Here is a 25435-nt window from a genome sequence, read left to right on the forward strand (position 1 = left end):
GTCTTACTCGGCGGCCTCGGTTACACCCGCGAGGATATCGCGGATTTCTCCTTCTTTGATGTCGTCATGCTCGGCGATCACCACCATGCGCGAGCGGCGGTCTTCACCGGGCTCCCACGGACGGTCATACTGGTGACGCACACGAGCACCCACGGCCTGCACCAGCAGGCGCATCGGTTTGCCTTGAACGGCGGCATAGCCTTTGACGCGCAGGATGTTCAGCTCATTGGCCAGACGCTCGATCTTGGCGACCAGATCGGCAGGATCGGATTGTTCCGGCAGATCAACGATGATGCTTTCGAAATCGTCATGTTCGTGATCGTGGTGACCATCGTGATGGCTGGGCCGCGCGTCCATGTCGTCTTCTGCAGCCGCTTCCAGCCCCAGAACGACACGTACATCCACGGCGCCTTCGGCCACTTCGACAACGGGCAGCGGGCGAGGGGCCTCGGCGGCGATGATCTCTTTGGCTTTTGCAACGCCTTCGGGACCGGCCAGATCGGGCTTGGTCAGCAGGATGATGTCGGCGCAGGAAATCTGATCCTCAAACACCTCGGAAAGGGGCGTTTCATGGTCGATCGAATCGTCGGCCAGGCGCTGAGCGTCCACGGCTTCGACATTCGGCGCAAAGCGACCGGCGGCGACGGCCTCGGCATCGGCCAGCGCGATCACGCCATCAACGGTGATTTTGGAACGGATATCGGGCCAGTCGAACGCCTTCAGCAACGGCTTGGGCAGGGCGAGGCCAGAAGTTTCGATCAGGATGTGATCGGGGCGCGGCTCCAGCGCCATCAGGGCTTCGATAGTCGGGATGAAATCATCGGCCACGGTGCAGCAGATGCAACCGTTCGCCAGTTCCATGATGTTTTCCGCCGGACAATCCGGGATCGCGCAGGATTTCAGGATATCGCCGTCGACGCCAACATCGCCGAACTCATTGACCACAACGGCCAGACGCTTGCCCTGCGGGTTCTGCATAAGGTGCTTGACGAGAGTTGTTTTGCCCGAGCCCAAAAAGCCAGTGATCACAGTGACGGGGAGTTTCTCAAGATTGCTCATTTCAGGGCTCCAATCGGGGGAATGCGGGCTGCGCAGTTTTTGCGGAAATGTTCGGGGCGTTCGCGCCATTTGACCAAGCCGTCTTCGGTCGCGAGGTACTTGGTGGCACCGTCAACGATCACGTCGACATGGTCTGTTTCGTTCAGGTGCTCATAGACGAAGGTCCAGCGATCCGGGCCGCCGCGCAGCACGATGGAACAGCCCTCGTTGCAGTTCGACAAGCATTCCACGGCTTTAAGGGTAATCCCTTCCGGCAGCTCCGCCTGTTCAAGCGCCTTGTGCAACAGGGTGCCGGGGCGTTTCTCATCGTCTTCAACGGGCAGCCCGCGACGACAGGTTGTGCAAACCAGCAATTCGACCGGAGCGGTCTCGGTCATGTCTCTCATCCCCCCAAATCCTCATCGTGGGGGACGGGGTTTCATGCGGGTCCCTTGACCCGACACCGGAACACCCCGTCCGGTTTCATCTTCGGGCGCTGGCAGGTCTCCCGGCTTGCGGATGTCAGAGTTGTCCTCTGTCGGATGTCCCGCCTTCCCGGCTTTGCGCCAGTGGCTTGGGCACCCTCTCCGGTCACGGTCGCGGGGGCGGCTGCGTTTGGCGGAAAACCCGTTGACGCATTCCCTTTTCATCTGTTCTCACAGACACCAACATGAGGCTCATGCGGCACGCACCCGCAGCTTGTCAAGCGCGATGCAGCTCAGACCGCTGCGGCACGTTGAAAAGCGACCTGCCAGCGTCGCTAGGCGGCATGAACAGGGCGCTGATGCATGGTCGCATGGCCTCAAATCGCAAACGGAGGCGAAATCCATGAAAGTAGGTTTTATCGGGCTTGGGAATGTGGGCGGCAAGCTGTCAGGGTCATTGCTGCGCAATGGAATCGACCTGACGGTTCATGACCTAAGTTCCGATTTGGTTGAGGCCTTTGTCGCGCAAGGGGCCAAAGCGGCTGAAAGCCCGGCACAGATGATGCGCGATTGCGATGCCGTGATCACCTGCCTGCCTTCGCCTGCGGCCTCGGACGCGGTGATGCAAGAGATGCTGCCTGAGGTCGGCCCCGGTAAAATCTGGATGGAGATGTCCACCACTGACGAGGCCGAGGTCAAGCGGTTGGGTGCATTGGTTCTGGAGCGCGGAGGGGCCGCCGTCGATTGCCCTGTTTCGGGTGGCTGTCACCGCGCAGCGACGGGCAATATCTCGATCTTCGCTGGCTGCGATCGCGACACCTTCGAACGCATTCTGCCCTTCCTTACGACCATGGGGCGGCGCGTTCTGCACACCGGAGAGCTCGGCTCGGCCTCGGTTCTGAAGGTGTTGACCAACTATCTGGCGACGGCCAATCTGATCACCTGTGCCGAAGCGCTGGTCACCGCCAAGGCCGCCGGGATGGATTTGAACACCACCTATGAGGCCATCAAAATCTCGTCGGGGACATCGTTCGTGCACGAAACCGAAAGCCAGGTGATCCTGAACGGTTCGCGCGATATTTCGTTTACGATGGATTTGGTGAAAAAGGATATCGGCCTCTTTCAGGACGTCGCCGACCGCGCCGGTGTTCCGCTGGAAATCAATCCGGTGATGATCAAGATCTTTGAGGATGGCATCGCCCGGTTTGGCGAGCGTGAGCTGTCGCCAAACATCATAAAACGTCTGGAAGAGGCCACAGGCCTGGACATCCGCGCACCGGGTTTTCCTACGGAAATGCAGGACGATGAGCCGGAAGAACCAGGTTACGAGGTTGTGCCTCAGGGGCGTTCCTCGTGAAAACTGAATTCCGGAGCCGGTATTTAGAGGAGGGGGATGTGGAGGCGAGTACCGGAATCGAACCGGTGTACACGGATTTGCAATCCGCTGCGTCACCACTCCGCCAACTCGCCTTTTCAAGTAAAATCAAATACTTGCCGTGGTGTGGTGGGCGTTTTAGCAGCTTTCATCGGGGGCGTCCAGAGGATTGCCGTCGATTTTGGGCCGCAAATCAATATTTGTAAGACCCGGTCTAAACGGATCGTGAACCAGGCTTGCGGCATCTGGGCCGTTGTCGAGTCAGGTCGAGTATGGCACAAGCCAATTACCCAAGGGATTGAAAAGAGAGATCAGATGTCAGATTTCGCAGCCCGGCGCCGCACCATGGTTGATACGCAGGTAAGACCCTCGGATGTGACCAAGTTTCCAATCATCGACGCGATGCTGTCCGTTCCGCGTGAAAGCTTTGTGCCAACGGCGCAGCGCGAAGCGGCCTATGTCGAAGGGTTGATCGATCTGGGCAACAACCGCTGCATTCTTGAGCCGCGCACTCTAGCCAAGATGTTGGATGCGCTGAATATCTCGAATGACGAAATGGTCCTCGATATCGCGTCGGCCTACGGTTATTCGACCGCAATCGCCGCGCGGATGGCGCAGTTGGTGGTGGGCGTCGAATCCGACGAACATCTTGCCTCTGAGGCGCAAAGCGTGCTGACCGAAGAAAACGTCGACAATGCCGTTATTCATGTCGGACCTCTGGAAGAGGGAGCGGCCGAGCATGGCCCTTATGACGTGATTATGATACAAGGCGGTGTCGAACAGGTGCCCGACACGGTACTGGACCAATTGAAGGATCAGGGCCGGATCGCCTGTCTGTTTATGGATGGGCAACTGGGTACGGTTCGCATAGGTCGCAAGGCCGGTGATGTGGTCAGTTGGCGGGATGCTTTCAACGCCAGTGCGCTGGTTTTGGACGGTTTTTCCCAAGAGTGTGCATTTTCGCTATAGTCCGCTGACTGTTGTTTCCACAACCTTGATTAGTTGAACATAAAGACGCAAACTGCCGGAGAGGCAGCGTAATTTCGATTTGAGAGGATTTGGTATGCGTGGAAAGACAGCGGGAAAGCTGGTCAAAGCGCTTGCAGTGACTGCGGCCATTGCCCTGAGTACTGTTCCCGGACGGGTCGTCTGGGCTGACAATCTGACAGATGCGTTCATCGGAGCGTATAACACCAGCGGTCTACTGGAACAGAACCGAGCCCTGTTGCGGGCAGCGGACGAAGACGTGGCAATTGCGCTTTCCGCGCTGCGCCCGATCATCAACTGGACGGTTCAGGTCAGTCAGGATTACACGAGAACAAGAACTGACTCCGTCAGAACAAGCACTGACCCGTCGCGATTCTTCTCGGGTCTCACCCTCAGCCAGCTTCTATATGATGGCGGGGCATCGGTGCTGGGCAAGCAGTCCGCACAGGAAACGGTTCTGTCGACGCGCCAGTCGCTGATTGATATCGAACAGCAGGTTCTTTTCCGGGCCGCAACCGCGTATCTGAGCGTCCTGTTGCAAGAAGAAACGGTCCAGATTCGGCAAAACAACGTCGATCTGTCGAGCGAGGAACTTCGGGCCTCGAACGACCGCTTCGAAGTGGGTGAAGTCACGCGGACTGACGTGGCTCTTTCCGAGGCGCAGCTGGCCAGTTCGCGCGCGGATCTTGCGGATGCCAGAGGGGATCTCAGCACCGCTCAGGCCGAGTATGTTAATGCGGTCGGCAAGTTGCCGGGGCGTACGGCTGGGCAGCCGGGGCTTCCGAATCTCCCACGCTCGCAATCCGAGGCAATCAGCCTCGCGCAGCGCAATCACCCGGCGATTCTATCGGCTCAGCACCAGGTGCGGGCGCTGGATTTGATCGTGCAGCAGCAACGTGCCAACCTTGGGCCCAATGTCAGCCTGAACGCGGATGCGGGTGTGACGCAGCGATATGACAATGATGACTACATCAACGACGCCACGGTTTCGCTGAACTTCAACCAGCCGATCTATGCAGGCGGTCGTCTTGCGGCCAACGTGCGCCGGGCGATGGCAACCCGGGATTCGTCGCGGGCCAATCTGCTGAACGTGCAGAAGAACATCACTCAGGGTGTGACAGATGCCTTTGTCCGGTTCCAAACGGCAACGGCTAGCCTGACGGCCTCAACCGAGCGGGTTCGCGCCTCGCAGGTGGCGTTCGACGGGATTCGCGAAGAAGCAACGTTAGGCGCGCGGACCACGCTGGACGTGCTGACCGCTCAGCAAGATCTTCTGGATGCGCAATTGGCCGAGGTGGCCTCGCGCACCGAACGGTCCTTGGCGGCATACCAGCTGCTGCAGGCGCAAGGCCTTCTGACGGCTGAACGTCTGGGGCTTGCGGTGCAGATCTATGACCCGACGCTGTACTACAATCTGGTCAAAAAGGCTCCGGCGCAGGTCAGCAAGCAAAGCAAGGATCTGGATCGCGTTCTCAAAGCGTTGCGGCGGGACTGATCTATACTACTGGTTGTGACGCCCGACGTGTTTGGCTACACTTGGTCTCAAGAATAGAGCGGTAGAGAACAATGTCGGATAGCGTCATGACCTCAGGTATCGAGGATGTACTGTCGTCGGTAAAACGACTGGTGAGCGAAGACGGTCGCAAAGTGTCGGATGCCGATACTGCGACCGCTCCACGAAAGCCGGGCCGATTGGTCTTGACGGACGCGCTGCGCGTTGGTGACGCGCCAAAATCCGAACCCCTGAAACTGGAACCCAAATACAGTCCCGAGGATTCGGCAAAGCCGATGCTCCTGCGGGCCTGTGATATTGTTCAGCCGGGTGAAGCAGCCAATCACGATGGTGCTGAGGAGGTCGGCGACGAGACCCCGTCGGAAAACCTATCTGGCAGCCTGAGTGCCAAGATTGAAGCCCTTGAGGCCGCCATCGCGCGAACCGAGGACCAATGGGAGCCGGACGGAGACAGCGACGACGCGTATTCCGGCACGCCCTCGAAGGCGCTGCATTGGATACCTGCGCCCACCTTTGAAGAAGAGGATACCGAGGGTGTGGATGCGACTTCAGGCGAGGCGGGTGCCCCAAAAGAAGAGCCGGCGACATTTGTTCGGCATGGGGACACTCCTAAAGTAGACCCAGTCGAAGACGACGCTCCTGGGGAAACGATCGAGGACGAGATCGGGCTGTCTGCGTCCGAGGAGGAGGCCTTGCGTGAGATGATCGCCGAAGTTGTTCGGTCCGAGCTTCAGGGCGCGCTGGGTGAACGCATCACCCGCAATGTCCGCAAGATGGTCCGGCGCGAGATTCACCGCGCGCTGACCGCCAAAGAGCTGGAATAATCGCTCAGGCCTGTTGCGGCGTCTGAGCAAGCTCCAGCAGCAGATCCAGATCCATATGTAGTTCAAGATGGTCTGCCAGATCATCCAGCGCCTGTTCGACTCCGTCTTCATAGGCGTTCTCGGATGTGACACCCAAACGCGATAGGTATTGCGCGCGGAAGGCATCGGATGAGAAAATCCCATGCAGATAGCTGCCCAGAATGCGCCCATTGGCACTGGCTGCTCCTTCAGGGCGTCCTTGCACCTCAAGCCAGGCACGTGCGCAATCTGGCCCTTCGGTGCGGCCCATGTGAATCTCGTAGCCGCTGACGGGTTCGCGATTTGGCAGGGCGCAAGCCTCGGTCAGGGTCACGTGTTTCTTGCCCGCCATGACCGTGTCAACGTCCAGTAGCCCTAGGCCCTCAACCGTGCCGGGGCGGCCATCCACGCCTTCGGGGTCTGAGATCGTTTTCCCTAGCATCTGATATCCGCCACACAGACCTAAAACGTGACCACCACGGCGCACATGTGCGTAGAGGTCGATATCCCAGCCCTGCTTCCGGAAATAGGTCAGATCACCGATGGTCGATTTGCTGCCGGGCAACAGCACCAGATCGACGTCTCCGGGAAGGGGGCGGCCTGCGGGAATGATCTCGACACTGACGCCGGGCTCAGCCGAAAGCGGGTCCAGATCGTCGAAATTGGCCATGCGCTCCAACTGAGGCACCACAACCTTGCAGGCCCCACCGGTATGAGAGCGGATGTCCATCATATCTTCGGCGGGTAGTTTCCATGCGTCGTGGAACCAGGGAACAACACCCAGGCAAGGCCAGCCGGTCCGCGCGGCGATATCATCGCGCCCTTCATCAAACAGAGATACATCGCCTTTGAAGCGGTTGACGGCAAAGCCACGGATCATCGCCAGATCGCCCTCGTCCAGCACGGCCTGAGTGCCCACGATCTGCGCAATCACGCCACCCCGGTGGATGTCGCCCACCAGCACCACAGGAACCCCGGCGGCGCAGGCAAAGCCCATATTGGCGATGTCTCCTTTGCGCAGGTTGGTCTCAGCCGGGCTGCCCGCGCCCTCAATCAGGACCAGATCAGCGTCGCCACAAAGCCGGTCAAAGCTTTCCAGCGCGACCCCCAGCAGTTTGGATTTGTCCTTGCGGTAATCGCCGGCCTTCATCGTGCCTGCGCGCTGGCCCTGAACGATGATCTGCGCGCCGGTATCCGTTTCGGGTTTTAGCAGGATCGGGTTCATATCCGTATGCGTCGGGCGTTTGGCTGCGCGCGCTTGCAGGGCCTGCGCGCGTCCGATCTCGCCTCCGTTTTCTGTCACAGCTGCGTTGTTCGACATGTTCTGCGGCTTGAACGGAGCGACCTTCAGACCGCGCCGCGTGAATGCCCGCGCCAGCCCGGCAACCAGAACCGATTTGCCGACATTGCTGCCGGTGCCTTGAATCATGATGGCGCGAACCATTGGCGTCTCCTATACGTTGGGGGCAAATGACCTGATTTGACGCCAAAGGGAAAGCCCCAGATGAACACGCCTGCGCATCTTTTGATCGGCGCAGCCGCCTTTGCGCGGCCTGCACGCGGGCGCATACTTTGGGCGGCCGTGCTGGGGTCGCTGTTGCCGGATCTGTCGCTGTACCTGATGGCAGGAGTATCGCTGCATATTCTGAACATTCCACCCCATGTGGTGTTCGATGAACTCTATTTTTCACCGCAATGGCAGACGGTTTTCGCAATCGACAACTCGTTCATCCTGTGGGGGCTGGCACTGGCGCTGGGGCTCTGGCGGGGATGGCGGGTCCTGACGGTTGCGGCGTCGGCCGGATTATTGCATCTGCTGATGGATTTCGGTCTGCATGCGGGGGACGGGCGCCCTCATTTCTGGCCGCTGAGCGATTGGGTCTTTCACAGTCCGGTCAGCTATTGGGACACGTCGCATCACTCGATTTGGGTCATGCCGGTGTCAATTGCGCTTTGCGTCGGCTCTTATGTCGTGCTTTGGAGCAGGGGGCTTTCGTTGTCCGCAAAGCTCTTCTTCGCGCTGCTGCTGGCGGCCGAGATCTGGGTCGCACGGCAATGGGTTCTGTTTTTCTAAAGCGTTTCGGGTTTTCCTGAAGCGTCATGTGACATGAATATCCCGAGAACGCTGAAAGCGTGGCAGGGTATTCGTGTCACAGGTGTAACCCGGAACGCTATAGACAGAGCCAAAGAAAAACGCGCCCCAAAGTCTGGAGGCGCGCTTTTTCGTAGTGAAATCGCCTTGGATCAGGCGGCTTCGGCTTGTTGGGCGGCGTTGCGACGCTCGCTTTCTTCGCGTGACAGGGCGACGGAAGTCCGCACACCACGGCCAACGAAGTCCATCAGTCCGCTAACAACCCGCTCGTTCGGGTCAATACCCGCGCAGGACAGCACCTCGCGACCATCGCGCGAGCGGGCCCAGCGGGCGATTTGTTCGGGGCCGTTGCCGTATTTCTTATCATCGGCGATGGCATCATCCAGTGCGGCCAGCACAACAGCCGCGAAAAGTTTACGCGCACGATTGCCTTGCTCATTGTTAAAGGCAGTGCCGTCAACGAAATCTCTCATCTCGTCTTCCTTGTTGTTCTTGCTCTTGCATTTTCGGCGTGACGGTCCTTATGACCTATTAGCTCCGATTCGGATACAGCTAAAATGCATAGTTGCGTTGCGTCATTTGCATGGCTTGCTGCATGTGCAGCACTAGGTGTCGTTGTCTTGTCAGGGATGGTCCTGCCAGATATAGGGACGACAACTGACGCATCAACCGTTTGTGAAGGAATTATGTCATGCCCAAGATCAATGGGAACGAAATTCGCCCCGGCAACGTGCTTGAGCATAATGACGGGCTGTGGGCGGCTGTAAAAGTAGACCACGTAAAGCCCGGTAAAGGCGGTGCTTTTGCACAGGTCGAATTGCGCAACCTGCGCAACGGGTCTAAATTGAACGAGCGGTTCCGGTCGGCGGACAAGGTCGAGCGTGTGCGGCTGGAACAGAAGGATCAGCAGTTCCTGTACGAATCCGACGGCATGCTGGTGTTCATGGATGCAGAGACCTATGAGCAGATCGAACTGCCTGCCGACCTACTGGGCGAGCGTCGCCCGTTTCTGCAGGACGGCATGACCATCGTGGTCGAGTTCTACGAATCCGAGGCGCTGAACGCCACGCTGCCCCAAAAGGTCACCTGCCAGATCGTTGAGACCGAACCGGTGGTCAAAGGTCAGACTGCTGCGAACTCGTTCAAACCGGCGGTTCTGGACAATGGCGTCAAGGTCATGGTGCCTCCTTTCGTGGGGCAGGATGAGATGATCGTGGTGAACACCGAAACCATGGAATATTCCGAGCGCGCCTGATCGCCGCCATATGCATTCGCAAAAGACCGCGCCAGCCTGCCGCTGCGCGGTCTCTTCATGCGCGGTGGCGATAGCGTGTCGGGTCGGGGCCAAACAGCTCTAACATTAGCTCATATTTGATCCGGTTGGCGCTGACTTGCCGGTAGAAGGCGATCAGGAAGGCCGTCGGCCCCTGAATGCGGCCGAGGCCACTGGTGGCGGCAACAACGGTCCCCACATCGGTTTTGCCTTCAAGCACCAGCCAGCCGCCCAACATTAATATTCCAACGGTGCCCGCGCCGTTGATCACGCTCAGCAAGAACTTGGCCGAAAGCTTCCACAGAAACATTCGTTTGCGGGTTTCATAGATGTCGTCGAAGAGGGCGTTGATATCCTGCTCAACCGCTTCAAGGTCCTCTGTCGTTAGCTGATCTGTCGCACTGCGCAGGATGCGGACACGTTCGGCCACGAACACATTCACTTTGCGCTGCGAGACCAGAACGATGATGATCTGCGGCACGATCATCGAAAAGGCGATCAGGCCCAGCCCGGGTTGCGTGGATGAGATGTAACCGATCACACTGATCAACGTGCCAATCTGAACCACCGGGTCCGAGAATGCGCCGCCTGCGAATTTGCCCAACTCCTCCGCTTCGGCCGAGATTGCGGTGGTCATGGTGCCCTTGCGCACGCTCTCGCCGGTTTCGTTGATGTCTGAGGACCGCCAAAGCAGACGTTGGCGGATCAGGCGGATCATGTCCTCACCCAAAGTACCGGCGCGGTAGCCCAGAACCCATTTCAACGCGAGGCTCAGCAAGATCACCCCCATCATGCCAAGCCCCAGATAGACCAGGCGTTCCGCCCCAACATCGAGCGAGGTCAGATGGTTAACGATTGCGCGTTGAAACTCCAGCGGAACAGCGGCCAGAGCGGCCACGGCCACCGAGAGTAGGATCAGTAGGATCTGACGCCCGGCGCTTGCGCGCCAGATTGCGGAATAAAGTCTGAGCATGCGGGTATCCGGTTCATTCGAATAGCCGCACTGTGGCAGGGCAGGGACCGGGGTTCAAAGGGTCAGCGTTGAGACCGTTTTGGTCACGTGCCGATTGGGCAACAAGTATCAGTCGATCAGACGGATCGTGGCAGCGTCGGCCTGCAAGTCACCGGTTGCCCGATCAAAGCGCAGATAGGCTATGGCGTGGCCGCCAGATTGCGTGAACAGCGTGCCCACCGGCTTGCCATTGGCTTCAATTGCGCTGCCCACAGGGGCTGCCCCGTCGATGGCGACGCGACACAGTCCTTTGCGCAGCTCAGTCTTGTGTTTCATGCGCGCGGTCACTTCCTGACCAACATAGCAGCCCTTTTTGAAGTCGACGCCTCGCAGCGGCTCAAATCGGGATTCGAGGATATAGCTGTCGGGGTGCAATTCGATGCCGGTTTCGGGGATGCAATGGCGCACGCGGATTGCTTCCCAATCGGTACCATCATCGCTTTCCGTCGACGCGATGTAAGCCCGCCAACCCAAGTCAGGATGGCGCGGGTCAGGCAAGGCGCCCTCTGGCGCAGGCCCGGTGCCGCGCTGCAGGTTCAGATCCGAGACCTCGATCGCCACATCCGCCCGCAGCTTGTACATGCTCAGCCGTTTGATCAGGCCATCCGCCAACGACTCGGCCACGTCCAGCAACACCGCGTCGCCGTCGCGTTTCAGGAAGAAATCGGCCAGGTATTTGCCCTGCGGCGTCAATAGCGCGGCATAGACCAGCCCTTCATCCAGCCCGCTGATGTCATTGGTGATCAGGTCCTGCAAAAAGCTCTCGGTATCCGAGCCGGTCAGGCGCAGTATGCGACGGGTTGGCATGGCGTGGTCCTTATCATCTGCCTCGGCCCCGAGATATAGGGAGTTTTGCGGTCAAGACCAGTGGGTTTCGGCGCTTTGCAACGCCCGAACTAGCTGTCTGTCTGCGGTTTTCTTGGGCTGTCAGGCGCTGTTTCGGCCACCTCCTGCGCCGCGTCGGGATGCAGCGTTGTGCGCAGCTCGACAATGGATTTCCCCAATCGGAAGGGCGCGGCAAAGCTGACAAGACACAGCGCCACGATCTGCAGAACAAGAATGTGGGCGTTGGCCTGCAGATACTCCCATTCATCTTTCAGCTTGCTGACCTGCTCGATCAATTCGTCGTAGCTTTGGGCGAGGATCAAATAGTCCCCAGCAATCGCGGGGACTTTGCGGCGCATATTGTCGATGGCGGTTTGGGTTTCGTCATCCAGCGAGGTGAAGACCAGAAATTGTTCGATATCGAAGGCGTTGGCTTTGGCGGCCATCTCCTCCATCTCGTCCTTGTCTTGCCGGCCGAACAAGAAGTGCAAACCCTGCAGGGGGGCGACCTCATTCGTGACGGCGATGAAAAGAGGCAGATCGGTATTGCTGGCGGTTGAGGCCGACAGAAACTCGACCTTTTCGCACAAGACGCCGGTGTCGGGGTCATAGGCCGGGTCGCAAAACCGCAACCGGAAACGCGCCGCATCGCGGTCAAAGGCCGAGGACGCCGCGTATGCCACATCTATCTGCCGATCCAGCCGCGAGCTGTCGGATGTATAAAGCCCTGCCAGGACGGCCACCAAGGCACCGATCCCCCCGAGGACGACCCAAACCAGATCGGCCAGCTTCCACGCCCTGTGCCCGGCCGGTTTGCGAAACAGAAAGCCCGTTCCAACCGATCCGATCAGGAAGAACAGGATCAGCAGAGGCAATTGGTTTTCGGTCACAAATGTCATGAGACAAGTTTAAGTGGTCCGCCCCCTCACGCAACAGCGATCACGCGCAGTTGTTTCGTCTTTCAGGATGATCATACTGGGTGGAAAGAGGTGGGAGGTTTTGATGACAAAGCATATTGTCCTGATCCACGGCGCGTTTGCCGGCCCTTGGTGCATGGAGGACTACGCCGGTTTCTTCCGTGACCGCGGTTGGACGGTTCACACCCCGGCGCTGCGGTATCACGATGCCGACCCTAAGGTTGAGCCAGACCCGGGGCTGACCGATACAAGCGTCATGGACTATGCGGATGATATCGCTGCGTTGGTTGAAGGGCTCGACAGCAAACCCGTGCTGCTGGGCCACGCTATAGCCGGTGTCGTGGCGCAACAGGTCGCCGCGCGTGGCCTGGCCAGCGCAATCGTTCTGATCAACCCCAACGCCGCCTGGGGCACTCTGCCCGCGACCGACGATGAACGCGCCGTGCCGCGTGCGTTGATGGAGGGTGGGGCCTTCTGGAAGCAGCCCATGCGGGTCGATTTCGATCTCATGGCCCCGTTCGCGCTGAACAAGCTGCCCGAGGCGCAACAACACGCGGTCTTCGATCGGCTTGGTCCGGAAAGCGGGCGGGTGATGTTCGAGATGTTCTTCTGGATGTTCGACGACCACCACGCGATGAAAGTGGATATCGACAAGGTCGAATGCCCCGTGCTGATCGTGTCCGGCACCGAGGACCGGGCCGTGAACCCCAACACCTGCCGCGCCTTAGCGGACCTCTACGGAGACCTTGCGACCTTTTTGCCTGCCGAAAACCACGCACATTTCCTGTTCATGGAACCGGGATGGGAGGGGCCAGCCGCACAGATCGCGGACTGGCTGGATCAAAAGGTGGGGTAGGGCGGCAGGCTCGTTAGTTATTGGTAGAGAATGTACTCTGTGGTCGCCATTTCAGGGTACCGTCGCTGTCGCGGTGGCATCGTAACAGGCGTTCCTGCACGGTGGAAATTGTGTCGGTGACGGTGTTGTCGCCGACCAGCAGGACAAAGGCGTCTTCGGAATAGGCCAAGCCTTCGTAGTAGCAGAACCGGCTCTCGGCCCCATCCGGTATGGGCGATGCAAGGCTAAGCGTTTGCTGCGCGGCGGCGGTCGAGGCCAGTACGGCCAGCGCCAGACCTAGGGTAAGTGTTTTCATGTCGTCCTCCCGTTCGAAACTCTGTTCGTGGTTAGATTGGGTCTTGGACGCTCGGAACCTCAAATGTCGTTCTTGGATGACGGTTTGAGGGTAAGTGTGAACGGGATCAACGGGTTAGGCAAGGGGGTTGCGGTGTGCCGGGCTGAAGCCCGGCCTACGGGGATATCGCTGAGATCGGACGCCGGGATTGTGGTGGTGTAGGATGGGTGTTTACACCCATCTGGAGGCGGGAAATTTGATGGGTTGGAAACCCATCCTACGCTTGCTTCGGGGGGCGAAGATGCCGCGCGTTATCGACTTACATGGGCGAGAAGGATTGCTTGGGAATAGTTAGGCAGACTCACTAAGAGGGCCAAAATAGCTTTCGTAAGCTATGTTCAGCATATTCTGATAGTGAAATGAGGCTTCGTATGAAATCGTGCTGACAGCAATGTTAGGTCGATCGCCAAGCCAGATTGAGAAATCCCCGTCGTGTGTTTTGGATATTGGCGAGAACTCAAGGTGCGCGACTAACCCATCTACGTAAACTCTAGCGAAAGGTACCTGCTTCTCGTTTTTGCCATCTGAACTTGGTTGTAATTTCGTATCAATGATGGGGGAATGATTGTGTGCTTCTCCCTTGGTAGACAACTGGATAAGTGACACTGGAAGTTCCAAGCATGAGGTTCTCTGCTTCAAGATGGCATCTCGCGCCATTACCTCAACTTCCTCGGGAAGCTGAAAGTACTTCATATCAGCTATTTGGGAAACACTAGCTCGCCATGCGATACTCCAAAAAAACCTCCAGATGGCTTCCTGATTGATTTTTTTGACGGTACGTAGGCCATGGTCTGGCAGGTACGGGCCAATCGGCTCGAAAACCGGTGGCACGATTCCCCAACCTGACCACACCAATTTCGCTCGTCTCAGTTCCTTTATAGCTACGTCATCGATCGCGCTTAGAATGTCTTCGCCGGCACGTGTCACTAGTGAAGCGTCATACCAACTCGTCCAACGCCTTCTATGGCCTTCACCTTTTGTCGACTGAAGAAGCGGCTCACCGTTTATTGCAGGACGAGTGAAGGCTTGCGGTAAAATATGGCATTTGACGAGCTTGTCGGTCTTCCCAGTGAGGAGGCAGGTGCCGATTTTCTTGTTAGCCACTAAACATCCAACTCTTCCACAAACCGCGCGTTCTCTTGAATATATTGGAACCGCAGTTCGGGCTTCTTACCCATCAGACGCTCAACCAGGTCGCCGGTCTCGCCGGGTTCGTCCTCGTCGATGGTAACGCGGATCAGTTTGCGGGAGGCCGGGTCCATTGTGGTTTCTTTCAGGTCCTTGGCGTCCATCTCGCCCAGACCCTTGAAGCGCGAGACGTCGATTTTGCCTTTGCCGCCCAGACCTTTCTCAAGCCACTCATCCCGCTCGGCTTCGTCTAGGCAATAAACGCGTTTCGCGCCTTGGGTCAGGCGATAGAGAGGCGGGCAGGCGAGGTAGAGGTGGCCCGCGTCGATCATTGGCCGCATTTGGGTGAAGAAAAACGTCATCAGCAGTGAGGCGATATGCGCCCCGTCCACATCAGCGTCGGTCATGATGATGATCTTGTCATAGCGCAGGTCGTCGACGTTGAACTTGGTGCCAAGGCCCACACCCAGAGCTTGGGTCAGGTCGTTGATCTCGGCATTGGTGCCCAGTTTCGAACTGGCCGCGCCCAGCACATTCAGGATTTTGCCGCGCAGGGGCAAAAGGGCCTGTGTCTTGCGATCGCGACCCATTTTGGCAGAACCGCCCGCCGAGTCGCCCTCGACGATGAATAACTCGGTGCCGTCGCGTGTTGAACTAGAGCAATCCACCAGCTTGCCGGGGAGACGAAGTTTCTTAGTGGCGGATTTGCGTTGTGTTTCCTTCTCGGCCCGTCGGCGCAGACGTTCCTCAGCCCTCAGGATGAGGAAGTCCAGAATCGCGCCGGCAGATTTCGTGTCAGCCGCCAACCAGTTGTCGAAATGGTCACGGACCGAGTTTTCGACCAGCCGCTGTGCCTCGACCGTTGCAAGACGATCCTTGGTCTGGCCGACGAATTCGGGCTCGGAGATGAAACACGACACCAGCGCGCAACCGCCGGTGATCAGGTCGTCGCGGGTGATCTGACCGGCTTTCTTGTTGTTGATCAGCTCACCGTAGGCCTTGATCCCCTTGAGAACCGCCGCCCAGAATCCGGCCACATGGGTGCCGCCTTCGGGCGTAGGGACGGTGTTACAGTAGGATTGAATGAACCCGTCGCGCGAGGGCGTCCAGTTGATCGCCCATTCGACCTTGCCGGGGGTTCCGAATTTCTCGTTAAAGTCCACGGTGCCGGCAAAGGGCTGCTCAGCATAGGTCGAGGAGCCGTTCATCGTCTCCTTCAGATAGTCCGACAGGCCGCCGGGGAAGTGAAAGGTGGCTTCGGTCGGGGTCTCGCCGTCGTCGATGGCGGATTTCCAGCGGATTTCCACGCCCGAGAATAGGTAAGCCTTGGAGCGGATGGATTTGAACAGCCGCGCAGGTTTGAACTTGTGGTGACCGAAGATCTCGGCATCCGCATGGAAGGTTACGGTCGTACCGCGCCGGTTCGGCGCCGCGCCGACCTTTTCGACTGGACCCAGAGGGATCCCACGCGAGAATCGCTGCTCGAACAGCGTTTTGTCTCGCGCCACCTGCACGACCATCGAATCCGACAAGGCGTTCACAACCGATGCACCCACGCCGTGCAGACCGCCCGAGGTCTGATAGGCCTTGCCCGAGAATTTACCACCCGCGTGCAGGGTGCACAGGATGACCTCAAGCGCGGATTTTTCGGGGAATTTGGGGTGCGGGTCGATCGGAATACCGCGCCCGTTGTCGCGTACCGTCAGGGCGTAGTCCGCGTGCAACTCAACCTCGATCCGGTTGGCGTGACCAGCGACCGCCTCGTCCATGGAGTTGTCGAGGATCTCAGCGACCATGTGGTGCAAAGCGCGCTCATCCGTGCCGCCGATATACATACCGGGGCGTTTTCGGACCGGCTCCAACCCTTCAAGCACCTCGATCGAGGAGGCGTCGTAGGTGGCGGTCGCGCTGGGCGTCAACAGATCGTCGGGCATCGGTGCTGCTCTTGTTTTTGAGTTTCCCCCATTATGGCAGGTGATGTGGGTCGGGGGAAGAGGGACCCGAGGTGTTGTGGATGGATTGCCTAAATGCCGGCGATTGACATCCTACAAAGACAGCCAAAGCGTCCCATCCCTGTATCCGCCACGCACGGAGTATTCCGGTTGCAAAACCGCGCCAAACTCCTCGGCCCAGTCGCGGAAGCGGTCGTTTGATACGACGATTGCCCCATAATCTTTAGCAACTTGCAGCACCAGGGGGTCGGCGGGCGTGCCGCTTTGGGCCACCGTGACGCGATCCTCGGGCAGGTTTAGAAGATCGGCAAGGGCGTTGTGGTGCAAGTAGCGGCCCTTGATCTTGTAGCCCACGTTAGCGTCGAAGACTACGCGGGGCGTTAGACCGGCGCCGGTCAGTTTCTCGACTACTTCTCGCACCGTTTCTATGCGAGGCTCGCCATCCTTCCAATGCATGACATTCGATCCATCAACAACAGCCCAGCTGCGAGGCTTGCGTTTGAGCCATCGTGGCAGGATCAAAAGCGCACTGGCTATGGCGCAAGGGGCAGCTAGCAAAAGCCAATCGGTAGAAATCAGAGAAAGGACGGCAAAGGCAGTAGCGGCGGAGGATAGAAGAAAAGCAAAAATGAGAATACGCACAGTGGCCTCTGAAAATGAATCGCGTTTAAGGTGAGAAATCTGGACGGAGTTCAATCCTTTTGGCATCTGTTTTCAATTCCGATTGATTGTTCGCCTCAAATGTAGCCAAGCTGTGTGTGACCTAAAGTGTTCAAGGAAAAAGGGGCCTCGTTTCAATGAGCTGGATCAAGACCGTGCCATTTCAGGAAGCGACCGGTAAGCTAAAAAAGTTGTATGATCGGGTAACTGGGCCCGACAATAACGTGGACAACATCATGATGGCGCATTCCTTGCGTCCGCATTCGATGGAAGGCCACATGACGCTGTACAAGAATGTGCTGCACCATTCGGCCAACACGATCCCCAAATGGTTTCTGGAGACGCTTGGCGTTTGGGTTAGCGCGTTGAACACCTGTTCCTATTGCGTCGAGCATCACTTCAACGGTCTGCAACGGCTACTGACCGATCCGCCAAGGGGGGATGCGATCCGCGCGGCGATTGAGGTGGGCGATCCAAAGGCCGCGCCTTTGAACGAGGCGCAGATCGCAGCGATGCACTATGCGCGCAAGTTGACCGAAGCACCTGGCGACATGGTCGAGGCGGATGTCACAGCCCTGCGCGACGCTGGGTGGGACGACGGAGAAATCCTCGAGATCAATCAGGTCTGCGCCTATTTCAACTATGCCAACCGGACGGTCTTGGGGCTTGGCTGTTCGACAAAGGGGGACGTTCTGGGGCTGTCGCCTAGCAACTCGGACAATCCCGATGATTGGGGACACCGCTAGTCTGGTCATCTCGGAAACCCCGGTTTTTTCGTCGAAATTCGCTCCAATTTGATCCCAATCAACGCAGGATCTTGCGCTTTCTGCTAGCTCGTTCTCAAGACAAGAACAACAAGAGGACAGCCGAATGGAAACGACCGCCCAGAAGAAACCCGAAGCCGTTAACATCAAGGTAGTGCCCACACCTGCACCCGAACCGGCCGTACCCAGCGCCGAGAAAATTCGGCACGCGTTCGAAAGCGGGAAGTACCCTTATGGTCGCAAGATGGCGCGCAAGGATTACGAGGCGCAGAAGGCCAAGTTGCAGGCCGAGTTGCTGAAGGTTCAGCATTGGGCTCAGGATACGGGTCAGCGTTTCGTGCTGTTGTTCGAGGGTCGCGACGCTGCGGGTAAGGGCGGTACGATCAAGCGCTTCATGGAACACCTCAACCCGCGTCAGGCGCGTGTCGTCGCGCTGAACAAGCCGACGTGGGAGGAGAAAGGCCAGTGGTACTACCAGCGCTACATTCAGGAGTTGCCCACCGTTGGCGAAATGGTGTTCTACGACCGCTCCTGGTACAACCGTGCGGGCGTTGAGCGGGTGATGGGCTTTTGCGATCCCAACGAGTATCTGGAATTCATGCGTCAAACCCCGGATTTGGAACGGATGCTGGTGCGCTCGGGCATCAATCTCTACAAATACTGGTTCTCGGTCACGCAGGAAGAGCAACAGCGCCGCTTCAAGAGCCGTGAAACCGATCCGTTGAAACAGTGGAAGCTGTCGCCCATCGACAAAGCGAGCCTGGACAAGTGGGACGATTATACCGAGGCGAAAGAGGCGATGTTCTTCTACACCGACACCGCTGACGCGCCATGGACCGTCGTCAAATCTAACGACAAGAAACGCGCGCGCCTGAACTGCATGCGCCATTTCCTGTCGACGCTGGATTATCCGGACAAGGACGCCTCGGTCGTCGGCGAACCTGATCCGCTGATCGTCGGTCAGGCGCATCATGTGATTCACCGCTCGGATCATATTCTGGGAACGGCGCTGCACCCGGACGCCAAATCCAACTAAAACGCAAAGTGGAAAGAAGCCGTTGAGTGAAAACATTCAACGGCTTCTTCATTTGGTTGGCATCTCTCTGAAGTATCACCTTGAGTTTTTAACTTCTGCCTTGATTTTGGGCAGGGCGCGGGCCTATGGCTGGCGAGATGACGAAAGTGATGACATATCCCGCCCATTTCCGGGCGATTGCTGTGCTTGGACTGCCGCTGGTTGGCGGGCATTTGGCGCAGTTCGCAATCGGCCTGACCGATACAGTGATGCTCGGCTGGTACGGGGTTGAGGCCCTGGCCGCAGTGACACTGGCAAGCAGCTACTACTTTGTGTTGTTCCTATTTGGGGCCGGATTTGGCTGGGCCGTTATGCCCATGGTGGCGACGGCCGCCGCAGAAGAGGGCGAGACCAACATCCGCCGCTCGACCCGCATGGGCTTGTGGCTGTCACTGCTCTATGCCGCGCTGATGATGCCGCTGCTGTGGTGGTCCTATCCAATCCTGATTGCCCTGAAACAGGAGCCGCAGGTGGCGCAGACCGCCTCGGAATATCTTCGCGTTGCAGGATGGGGGTTGTTTCCTGCGCTGCTGGTGATGGTGCTGAAGTCTTATCTGGCCGCGTTAGAGCGTACTCAGATCGTGCTATGGATCACCGTGATCGCTGCGGTCGTGAATGGCGTCACGAATTATGCATTGATCTTCGGCAATTGGGGTGCGCCCGAGCTTGGGGTCATGGGGGCAGCGATTGCGTCCGTGGTGACACAGATCGTGTCTCTGGTTGCGGTTATCATCTATGCGGTTCGGGTTCTGCCGGAGCATAGTTTGTTTCAACGCTTCTGGCGCCCGGACTGGGATATGTTTGGCCGGGTTCTGCGGCTGGGCGTTCCGATTGGCTTGACCACACTGGCCGAAGTCACGCTGTTTGCGACCTCAGCGATAATGATGGGGTGGCTGGGGCAGGTGCCGCTGGCGGCGCATGGGATTGCGCTCAACCTCGCTTCGGCGACTTTCATGGTGCATCTGGGCCTGTCAAATGCGGCGACCATTCGCGCGGGCAATGCGCTGGGCCGCCGCGACCGCGCGCATCTGGAGCGTGGCGCGATTGCGGTTACCGGCATGTCTCTGGTCGTGTCCGTGCTGACGATCATACTGTTCCTGACTTGTGCCGAGCCTCTGATCTCATTGTTTATGGAGGCCGACAACGCGCAGCGCGGCGAGATTTTGGCGATTGGCACAGGCCTTTTGGCCATGGCAGCCCTGTTTCAGCTGGTCGATGGTGCGCAGGTTATAGCGCTGGGCCTGCTGCGCGGGTTGCAGGATGCACAAGTGCCGATGATCATGGCGGCACTCAGCTATTGGGTGATCGGAATCCCGGCCTCTTACTATTTCGGCTTCGTGCAGGGCATGGACGGAATCGGCGTCTGGATGGGTCTCGTGCTTGGGCTGGCCTTTGCAGCCGTCCTGCTGATGGCACGGTTCTGGATGCGATCTGTCCGCGAGGTTGGCGTACCGGCCGAGTAGCCCTCAGCCGCCCTTCAGCCGGTCCGCTTTCTTGCGCACCAGAACCGAGCGCAGATCGTGCATCGCCATCAACAGCCGGTCGGTCACTTCTTCAAGCTGTTCTTCCGACGCTTTGGACTGCGCCCATTGCGTGGTCAGGTTTAGGTAGTCGACGGCTCGAAAAATATCATCGATATCGCGCTGGGCCAGCAGGGACTTGCGCGCGTCCATCCAGCGGGCGATCTCGGCCTTGTCAGCCTCGGTCAGGCTGCGTTGACCATGTGGCTTGACCTCTCCGTTGCGGATGTTGATGACCGCGATCTGATCCATCTCGATCCGCTGCTGCCGGTTCTCGGTGTCAATCTTGAACACCACGGCCCCGTTTTCTCTGACGCGGAAATAATACTCTGGCAGCTCTGCGGTCATGCGTGGCTCCGGCTTAGGTCAAAGAGGCACAGAAACGCTGGATACGCGTGCAGGCTTCGATCAAGGCCTCATCCGAGGTTGCGTAGCTGACTCGGAAGTTCGGCGACAGGCCAAAGGCTGCACCGAAGACGACGGCAACGTCATGTTCTTCCAATAGGGCGGTGGCAAATGCCTCATCCGAGTCGATCACCCTACCTTGCGGCGTGGTTTTGCCAATCAGCCCCGCGATTGAGGGGTAGACGTAAAACGCGCCCTCGGGCGTTGGGCAGGTGATTCCGTCGATGGCGTTCAACATGCCGACGACCAGATCGCGGCGGCGTTTGAATGTCTCATTGTTGGGGGCCAGAAAGTCCTGCGTGCCGTTCAACGCCTCTACCGCTGCCCATTGGCTGACCGAGCAAGGGTTAGACGTAGACTGGGACTGGATTTTGCGCATAGCGGCAATGATCTCGACCGGACCGGCGGCATAGCCGATCCGCCAGCCGGTCATCGCATAGGCTTTGGAGACGCCGTTGCAGGTCAGCGTGCGATCATAGAGGCCGGGTTCAACCTCGGCTGGGGTGCAGAATTCGAATCCGTCATAGGCGAGGTGTTCGTACATATCGTCCGACATGATCCAGACATGCGGGTGGCGCATCAGAACGTCGGTCAGCGCTTTCAACTCGTCCCGGCTGTAGCCCGCGCCTGTGGGATTCGAGGGCGAGTTGAAAATGAACCACTTGGTCTTGGGGGTGATCGCGGCTTCAAGTTGTTCGGCCGTCAGTTTGAAGCTGTTTTCCAACGTGGTCTCGACCACAACAGGCGTTCCGCCTGCCAGCAGAACCATATCGGGATAGCTGACCCAATAGGGCGCCGGGATCAGAACCTCATCGCCTTCGTTCATCGTTGCCATCAGCGCGTTGTAGAGCGTCTGCTTACCGCCCGTTCCGACCGAGATCTGCGCGGGCGTATAGTCCAGCCCGTGATCGCGTTTCATCTTGGCGCAGGCCGCCTGTTTCAGCTCGGCAATGCCATCGGGCGCGGTGTATTTGGTCTTGCCCGCAGCGATGGCTGCGACAGCTGCATCCTTGATGTTCTGCGGCGTATCGAAATCCGGCTCACCCGCGCTGAGGGCGATGATATCGCGCCCGGCGGCTTTCAACTCGGCCGCTTTTGCGGTCATCGCGACGGTCGGAGAGGGTTTTACGCGTGACAATGTCGCAGACAGGAAACTCATGAGCGGCCTCGGTTTGTATGTTCAACTTGTCTGTCATAGGGTGCGCCCGATTGACGATCAAGCTGTATGACACACCAGAATTGGAGACCCCGATGAACGACGAAACCGACTGGTACGGACCGGATGCTGCAACGTTCGGAGACAGACTGGCCGGGGCGCGCGAAGCGGCGGGGATGACGCAGTCACAATTAGCACGCCGTCTGGGGGTCAAGAAGGCGACGATCGCGGCCTGGGAAAACGACCTGTCCGAACCGCGCGCCAATCGCTTGTCGATGATGGCGGGCATGATCAATGTCTCGATCATGTGGCTGCTGACCGGGGAAGGCGAGGGCATGGAGGCCCCGGTAGAAGAGGGCGAAGCCAGTCTGGAACTGGCGGGCGCGGTTGCCGAATTGCGTGCCATTCGTGGCGAGATGCGGGCCAGCGCGGAGCGGGCCGCCCGGTTGGAAAAGAAACTGCGTTTGATGCTGGAGCAGGACAAGAATGACTGAAACACGCGAGGTTCGGATCAAACGCCTGCAGATGCGCTCCATGCGGCGGGGGATCAAAGAGATGGATCTGATCCTGTCGGCATATGCCGAGCGCAATCTGAACGCGATGGATGCGGCCGGGCTGGACTTGTATGACGCGCTTCTAAAGGAAAACGATCAGGACCTGTATCAATGGGTCACAGGGCAGGTGAATACGCCTGATCCTTTTGCTGAACTGATCTCGGATATCGCGCAAACGTTTCAAAAATAAAGAAAATCAGACTTAACCGATTTTTCGGAAATTCAGGTCATCGTGTCTGAAACGACACGACTGAATCGGAGGGTCGGATGAGTATGGAAATGCAGGTCTCTGCGTCTGGGGCCAAAGGCTTCATGACCAGTTATCTTGAGGCGCTCGCGCTGGTCGAGCGTCTGCATCGTCTGTTGCTGGATGTCATCAAGGATGAGTTCGAACGGGTGGGCGTGCTTGAAATCAATGCGGTTCAGGCGCTTTTGCTGTTTAACATCGGCGATCATGAGGTGACCGCCGGCGAATTGAAAAGCCGCGGCTACTATCAGGGTAGCAATGTCAGCTACAACCTCAAGAAACTGGTCGAGATGGGGTATATGCACCACCAGCGCTGCGAGATTGACCGGCGCTCGGTCCGGGTCCGTCTGACACCTAAAGGCCGCGAGATTCGCGATATCGTGTCCGAGCTGTTCCTGCGCCATGCCGAAGGGTTACAGAACCGCGGCGTTCTGGGGTCGGAAGGGATTGAAGATATCACCACTTCACTGCGTCGGGTCGAACGCTATTGGACGGACCAGATCCGCTATATTTACTGATCAGAGGCTTGGGATAGGATGATCCCTTGCAGCTCTCGGATCAGTTTGCGGGTCATGGCGTCCTCATAGGCCTCAAAACCCAGTGCAACCTCGACAAACGCATCAGGGCCGAGGATGACCCAAGCGTTGTAGTAGGCGGACAGCTCTCCAATCTGGACATCCCTTTGGTCGCCATAGTTGGAGTCGTCGACACCGATCACCAAACCGTTGATGGTGATGCCGTTGTCCTGCAGCAGCGCCTTGGCTGCGCGTGGGTGGAGGCCGAGATTGTGTTTCCCATCTCCGGACAAATCCAGAGTGCGCTTCCAACACTCCGGTTGTTGGTTCAGGAGGTCCGCGCCAAACAGCATCGCATCGCCCACGGCTGTGCCTTGCGGCGCGGCGCTGCGGGTCACGTCGCCCAGTCTTGCCGCGATCCTGCCTAGATCAGATTCGGTGCGGATTTCGGTCCATTTTACAAGCACGCGCTGATGGCCGGGTTCGCTCCACTCGAACACGGCCAGGCGAACGGGATATGCCGGGTTTGCCAAAAGGATTTTGCGGATTTCAGGGCGTCGCAACGCAGCGGCCAAACCATCGATCTGCAACCTGTACTCGTGAACGTCCACAGAGCCGGACACATCCAACCCAAGCGCCAGAGCTTGACGGCATTGCGCCGAAACGGATCCTGCTAAAAGGCAAACAACAAGCGCGAGCAACCTTGTCATCTATGGCCTGTTTCTTGCAGAGATCCCAATTGCAGGCCGCTCAATTCTCGTTCCAGCTTGCGGCGCATGGCACGCTCAAAGTCTTCAAACCCCTGCGCGATTTCAAGAAAAGCACCCGGTCCGTGCAGGACGTTTTCTTCGAAGAAAGGAACCAGAAATAACTCGCCCTCGAAATCGGCGGCATTGATCACCAACCCGTTCACCGTGACAGCGTCGAAAGGGAAATGCTTGTAGGCGATTTTGGGGCCATAACCATCATTGTTCGCCCCGTCGCCGGACAGATCGATGGTTTGAAACAGACAGTCCGGACCATCCTTTAGCATAGTGGCCCCGTAAGCCAGCGCATGCCCCATTGCGGTGGCAGACCCGGAATCTGACCGCTCGGACTGGCTGATCCGGGTTGCCGCGGCCAGCAGGTCGCCTTCGTTTTCGATCAACTTCCAGGGTAAGACAACGTGCTGGGTGGATCGGCCGCTCCATTCATAAACGGCCAGCGCAACAGGGGCGGGAGACGAGAAAAAAGCGGCCTGAACCTCGGGCGCGAGCATCGCGGCGGCAAGGCCCTGACGTTGCAGCGCATCCTCGGCCTGATCTACGGAGACCGAGATATCCAACGCCAGCAAAAGGGCCAACCGGCAGTCTTCGGCCTGCGCGGGGCTGGCCAACGCGGCCAGCCCCAGTGCTGTCAGAGTGCGGATCACCAGTGCCCGGTACTCTCCATGCTGCTCCATGGCTCGGCGGGCTCAAGTGCGTCACCGTTCTGCAGCAGTTCGACCGAGATATTGTCGGGCGAGCGAATGAACGCCATCCGACCATCGCGAGGAGGACGGTTGATCACGACGCCATTGTCCTGCAGGTGCTGGCAGGTCTCGTAGATGTTGTCGACGCCATAGGCGAGATGACCGAAATGACGACTGTCACTCGGCAGCGCATCGTCACCGTCCCAGTTATAGGTCAGCTCGAGCGGGCGATCCTCCTGCCCGGGAGGGGCCATGAAGATCAGCGTGAACCGGCCTTGTTCACTTTCGTGGCGGCGCGTTTCCTTCAGGCCCAGCAGCTCGTAGAACGCCATAGATTTCTCAAGATCCTTCACGCGGACCATGGTGTGCAAATATCTAAGCCCCATCTTGGCCTTCCTCCTTTTCTTCGCTTGATGCGCAGCTTAGCGCGGTTGCGCGAGGTGTCGAGAGGGGCCGGGAACACGATTTCGAACTTCGCGCGGTTTACGGCAGATATCGCGGTTCCAGTGGTGGAGTTGAC

Annotated in this window: 29 protein-coding genes, 1 tRNA gene and 1 riboswitch; of the genes, 13 read left to right on the forward strand and 17 right to left on the reverse strand. The window is 58.3% G+C overall.

The features are described from left to right. Positions 1-3: 3 nt before the first annotated feature. The gene (cobW, locus tag ACXAH8_RS00315; protein ID WP_475215179.1) at positions 4-1059 is read right to left on the reverse strand and encodes a cobalamin biosynthesis protein CobW; all 1056 of its coding nucleotides are present in this window, start codon (positions 1057-1059) and stop codon (positions 4-6) included. Continuing rightward, positions 1056-1436, reverse strand: a complete 381-nt coding sequence (locus ACXAH8_RS00320) for a DUF1636 family protein (protein ID WP_475215180.1) — start codon at positions 1434-1436, stop codon at positions 1056-1058. Before ACXAH8_RS00320 ends, cobW begins: the two co-directional genes overlap by 4 nt. An 83-nt stretch (positions 1437-1519) precedes the next feature. Further along, a riboswitch (cobalamin riboswitch) is annotated at positions 1520-1723 on the reverse strand. 26 nt (positions 1724-1749) lie between these two features. On the opposite strand from ACXAH8_RS00320, the gene ACXAH8_RS00325 reads away from it, so the two are divergent. Next, a complete protein-coding gene (locus tag ACXAH8_RS00325; protein WP_475215182.1) occupies positions 1750-2820 on the forward strand; it encodes an NAD(P)-dependent oxidoreductase in 1071 nt (356 codons plus the stop codon). A 39-nt stretch (positions 2821-2859) separates the two neighbouring features. On the opposite strand, the gene ACXAH8_RS00330 is transcribed toward ACXAH8_RS00325, so the two are convergent. Next, positions 2860-2933, reverse strand: a tRNA-Cys gene (locus ACXAH8_RS00330). Positions 2934-3153: 220 nt separating this feature from the next. On the opposite strand from ACXAH8_RS00330, the gene ACXAH8_RS00335 reads away from it, so the two are divergent. The 3 genes from ACXAH8_RS00335 (at position 3154) to ACXAH8_RS00345 (ending at position 6162) form a co-directional block, all read left to right on the forward strand. Beyond that, entirely contained in the window at positions 3154-3807 is a 654-nt protein-coding gene (locus ACXAH8_RS00335; protein WP_475215183.1) for a protein-L-isoaspartate O-methyltransferase family protein, read from the forward strand. A gap of 94 nt (positions 3808-3901) precedes the next feature. Continuing rightward, the gene (locus ACXAH8_RS00340) at positions 3902-5320 is read left to right on the forward strand and encodes a TolC family outer membrane protein (protein WP_170666384.1); all 1419 of its coding nucleotides are present in this window, start codon (positions 3902-3904) and stop codon (positions 5318-5320) included. Between the two features lie 71 nt (positions 5321-5391). Beyond that, entirely contained in the window at positions 5392-6162 is a 771-nt protein-coding gene (locus tag ACXAH8_RS00345; RefSeq protein ID WP_475215185.1) for a hypothetical protein, read from the forward strand. 4 nt (positions 6163-6166) lie between these two features. Here the strand turns inward: ACXAH8_RS00345 and ACXAH8_RS00350 are convergent, their stop codons facing one another. Continuing rightward, positions 6167-7624, reverse strand: a complete 1458-nt coding sequence (locus ACXAH8_RS00350) for a cobyric acid synthase (protein ID WP_475215186.1) — start codon at positions 7622-7624, stop codon at positions 6167-6169. 60 nt (positions 7625-7684) lie between these two features. Here ACXAH8_RS00350 and ACXAH8_RS00355 point away from each other — a divergent pair, with 60 nt between their 5' ends. Beyond that, positions 7685-8254: a cobalamin biosynthesis protein CobQ gene (locus ACXAH8_RS00355; RefSeq protein ID WP_475215187.1), complete on the forward strand. Its 570-nt coding sequence runs from the start codon at positions 7685-7687 to the stop codon at positions 8252-8254. A 170-nt stretch (positions 8255-8424) separates the two neighbouring features. Here the strand turns inward: ACXAH8_RS00355 and ACXAH8_RS00360 are convergent, their stop codons facing one another. Continuing rightward, positions 8425-8745, reverse strand: a complete 321-nt coding sequence (locus ACXAH8_RS00360) for a DUF6280 family protein (RefSeq protein WP_108785849.1) — start codon at positions 8743-8745, stop codon at positions 8425-8427. Between the two features lie 218 nt (positions 8746-8963). Here ACXAH8_RS00360 and efp point away from each other — a divergent pair, with 218 nt between their 5' ends. Next, positions 8964-9527, forward strand: coding sequence for an elongation factor P (gene efp, locus ACXAH8_RS00365; protein ID WP_170700249.1), 564 nt, complete (start codon positions 8964-8966; stop codon positions 9525-9527). A gap of 55 nt (positions 9528-9582) precedes the next feature. Here efp and ACXAH8_RS00370 read toward each other — a convergent pair whose 3' ends face one another. The 3 genes from ACXAH8_RS00370 to ACXAH8_RS00380 form a co-directional block, all read right to left on the reverse strand. Further along, the gene (locus ACXAH8_RS00370) at positions 9583-10518 is read right to left on the reverse strand and encodes an ABC transporter transmembrane domain-containing protein (RefSeq protein ID WP_475215189.1); all 936 of its coding nucleotides are present in this window, start codon (positions 10516-10518) and stop codon (positions 9583-9585) included. Positions 10519-10626: 108 nt separating this feature from the next. Further along, on the reverse strand, positions 10627-11364 hold the full coding sequence (ygfZ, locus tag ACXAH8_RS00375; protein ID WP_475215190.1) for a CAF17-like 4Fe-4S cluster assembly/insertion protein YgfZ: 738 nt from the start codon (positions 11362-11364) through the stop codon (positions 10627-10629). 89 nt (positions 11365-11453) lie between these two features. Continuing rightward, the gene (locus tag ACXAH8_RS00380; RefSeq protein ID WP_475215191.1) at positions 11454-12281 is read right to left on the reverse strand and encodes a hypothetical protein; all 828 of its coding nucleotides are present in this window, start codon (positions 12279-12281) and stop codon (positions 11454-11456) included. Positions 12282-12384: 103 nt separating this feature from the next. Here ACXAH8_RS00380 and ACXAH8_RS00385 point away from each other — a divergent pair, with 103 nt between their 5' ends. After that, positions 12385-13155: an alpha/beta hydrolase gene (locus ACXAH8_RS00385; protein ID WP_475215193.1), complete on the forward strand. Its 771-nt coding sequence runs from the start codon at positions 12385-12387 to the stop codon at positions 13153-13155. 13 nt (positions 13156-13168) lie between these two features. On the opposite strand, the gene ACXAH8_RS00390 is transcribed toward ACXAH8_RS00385, so the two are convergent. The 4 genes from ACXAH8_RS00390 to ACXAH8_RS00405 form a co-directional block, all read right to left on the reverse strand. After that, positions 13169-13450, reverse strand: a complete 282-nt coding sequence (locus tag ACXAH8_RS00390; RefSeq protein ID WP_170676585.1) for a DUF1496 domain-containing protein — start codon at positions 13448-13450, stop codon at positions 13169-13171. A gap of 330 nt (positions 13451-13780) precedes the next feature. Continuing rightward, entirely contained in the window at positions 13781-14593 is an 813-nt protein-coding gene (locus tag ACXAH8_RS00395; protein WP_475215195.1) for a hypothetical protein, read from the reverse strand. Further along, positions 14593-16551 carry a DNA topoisomerase IV subunit B gene (gene parE / locus ACXAH8_RS00400; protein ID WP_170639495.1) on the reverse strand — a complete coding sequence of 653 codons (1959 nt, stop codon included), beginning with the start codon at positions 16549-16551 and terminating at the stop codon, positions 14593-14595. Before parE ends, ACXAH8_RS00395 begins: the two co-directional genes overlap by 1 nt. A gap of 111 nt (positions 16552-16662) precedes the next feature. Beyond that, on the reverse strand, positions 16663-17277 hold the full coding sequence (locus ACXAH8_RS00405; protein WP_475215198.1) for an NYN domain-containing protein: 615 nt from the start codon (positions 17275-17277) through the stop codon (positions 16663-16665). A gap of 89 nt (positions 17278-17366) precedes the next feature. On the opposite strand from ACXAH8_RS00405, the gene ACXAH8_RS00410 reads away from it, so the two are divergent. From ACXAH8_RS00410 to ACXAH8_RS00420, 3 genes are all read left to right on the forward strand, one after another. Beyond that, on the forward strand, positions 17367-17975 hold the full coding sequence (locus ACXAH8_RS00410; protein ID WP_475215200.1) for a carboxymuconolactone decarboxylase family protein: 609 nt from the start codon (positions 17367-17369) through the stop codon (positions 17973-17975). Between the two features lie 124 nt (positions 17976-18099). Beyond that, entirely contained in the window at positions 18100-19029 is a 930-nt protein-coding gene (gene ppk2 / locus ACXAH8_RS00415; RefSeq protein WP_170639497.1) for a polyphosphate kinase 2, read from the forward strand. A gap of 149 nt (positions 19030-19178) precedes the next feature. Continuing rightward, entirely contained in the window at positions 19179-20531 is a 1353-nt protein-coding gene (locus ACXAH8_RS00420) for an MATE family efflux transporter (protein WP_475215202.1), read from the forward strand. A 3-nt stretch (positions 20532-20534) separates the two neighbouring features. On the opposite strand, the gene ACXAH8_RS00425 is transcribed toward ACXAH8_RS00420, so the two are convergent. Next, the gene (locus ACXAH8_RS00425) at positions 20535-20936 is read right to left on the reverse strand and encodes a hypothetical protein (RefSeq protein ID WP_475215203.1); all 402 of its coding nucleotides are present in this window, start codon (positions 20934-20936) and stop codon (positions 20535-20537) included. Positions 20937-20949: 13 nt separating this feature from the next. Then, positions 20950-22152: a pyridoxal phosphate-dependent aminotransferase gene (locus ACXAH8_RS00430; protein WP_475215204.1), complete on the reverse strand. Its 1203-nt coding sequence runs from the start codon at positions 22150-22152 to the stop codon at positions 20950-20952. A 92-nt stretch (positions 22153-22244) separates the two neighbouring features. Between ACXAH8_RS00430 and ACXAH8_RS00435 the strand changes: the two genes are divergently transcribed. The 3 genes from ACXAH8_RS00435 (at position 22245) to ACXAH8_RS00445 (ending at position 23468) form a co-directional block, all read left to right on the forward strand. Further along, positions 22245-22643 (forward strand): helix-turn-helix transcriptional regulator, encoded by a 399-nt coding sequence (locus tag ACXAH8_RS00435; RefSeq protein WP_170459087.1) that lies wholly within the window; start codon positions 22245-22247, stop codon positions 22641-22643. Continuing rightward, positions 22636-22893 carry a succinate dehydrogenase assembly factor 2 gene (locus tag ACXAH8_RS00440; protein ID WP_170721662.1) on the forward strand — a complete coding sequence of 86 codons (258 nt, stop codon included), beginning with the start codon at positions 22636-22638 and terminating at the stop codon, positions 22891-22893. The genes ACXAH8_RS00435 and ACXAH8_RS00440 overlap by 8 nt, the downstream gene beginning before the upstream one ends. A 77-nt stretch (positions 22894-22970) precedes the next feature. After that, the gene (locus ACXAH8_RS00445) at positions 22971-23468 is read left to right on the forward strand and encodes a MarR family winged helix-turn-helix transcriptional regulator (protein ID WP_475215206.1); all 498 of its coding nucleotides are present in this window, start codon (positions 22971-22973) and stop codon (positions 23466-23468) included. Here ACXAH8_RS00445 and ACXAH8_RS00450 read toward each other — a convergent pair. Genes ACXAH8_RS00450 through ACXAH8_RS00460 form a run of 3 tightly spaced genes read right to left on the reverse strand, consistent with a single transcriptional unit; the run spans position 23462 to position 25301 of the window. Then, entirely contained in the window at positions 23462-24175 is a 714-nt protein-coding gene (locus ACXAH8_RS00450; protein WP_475215208.1) for a DUF1194 domain-containing protein, read from the reverse strand. The genes ACXAH8_RS00445 and ACXAH8_RS00450 overlap by 7 nt on opposite strands. Further along, entirely contained in the window at positions 24172-24906 is a 735-nt protein-coding gene (locus tag ACXAH8_RS00455; protein WP_475215209.1) for a DUF1194 domain-containing protein, read from the reverse strand. The genes ACXAH8_RS00450 and ACXAH8_RS00455 overlap by 4 nt, the downstream gene beginning before the upstream one ends. Further along, positions 24873-25301: a VOC family protein gene (locus ACXAH8_RS00460; protein WP_170374130.1), complete on the reverse strand. Its 429-nt coding sequence runs from the start codon at positions 25299-25301 to the stop codon at positions 24873-24875. The genes ACXAH8_RS00455 and ACXAH8_RS00460 overlap by 34 nt, the downstream gene beginning before the upstream one ends. Positions 25302-25435 lie beyond the last annotated feature (134 nt).

The sequence above is a fragment of the Ruegeria sp. ABV3_008 genome (assembly GCF_056161185.1).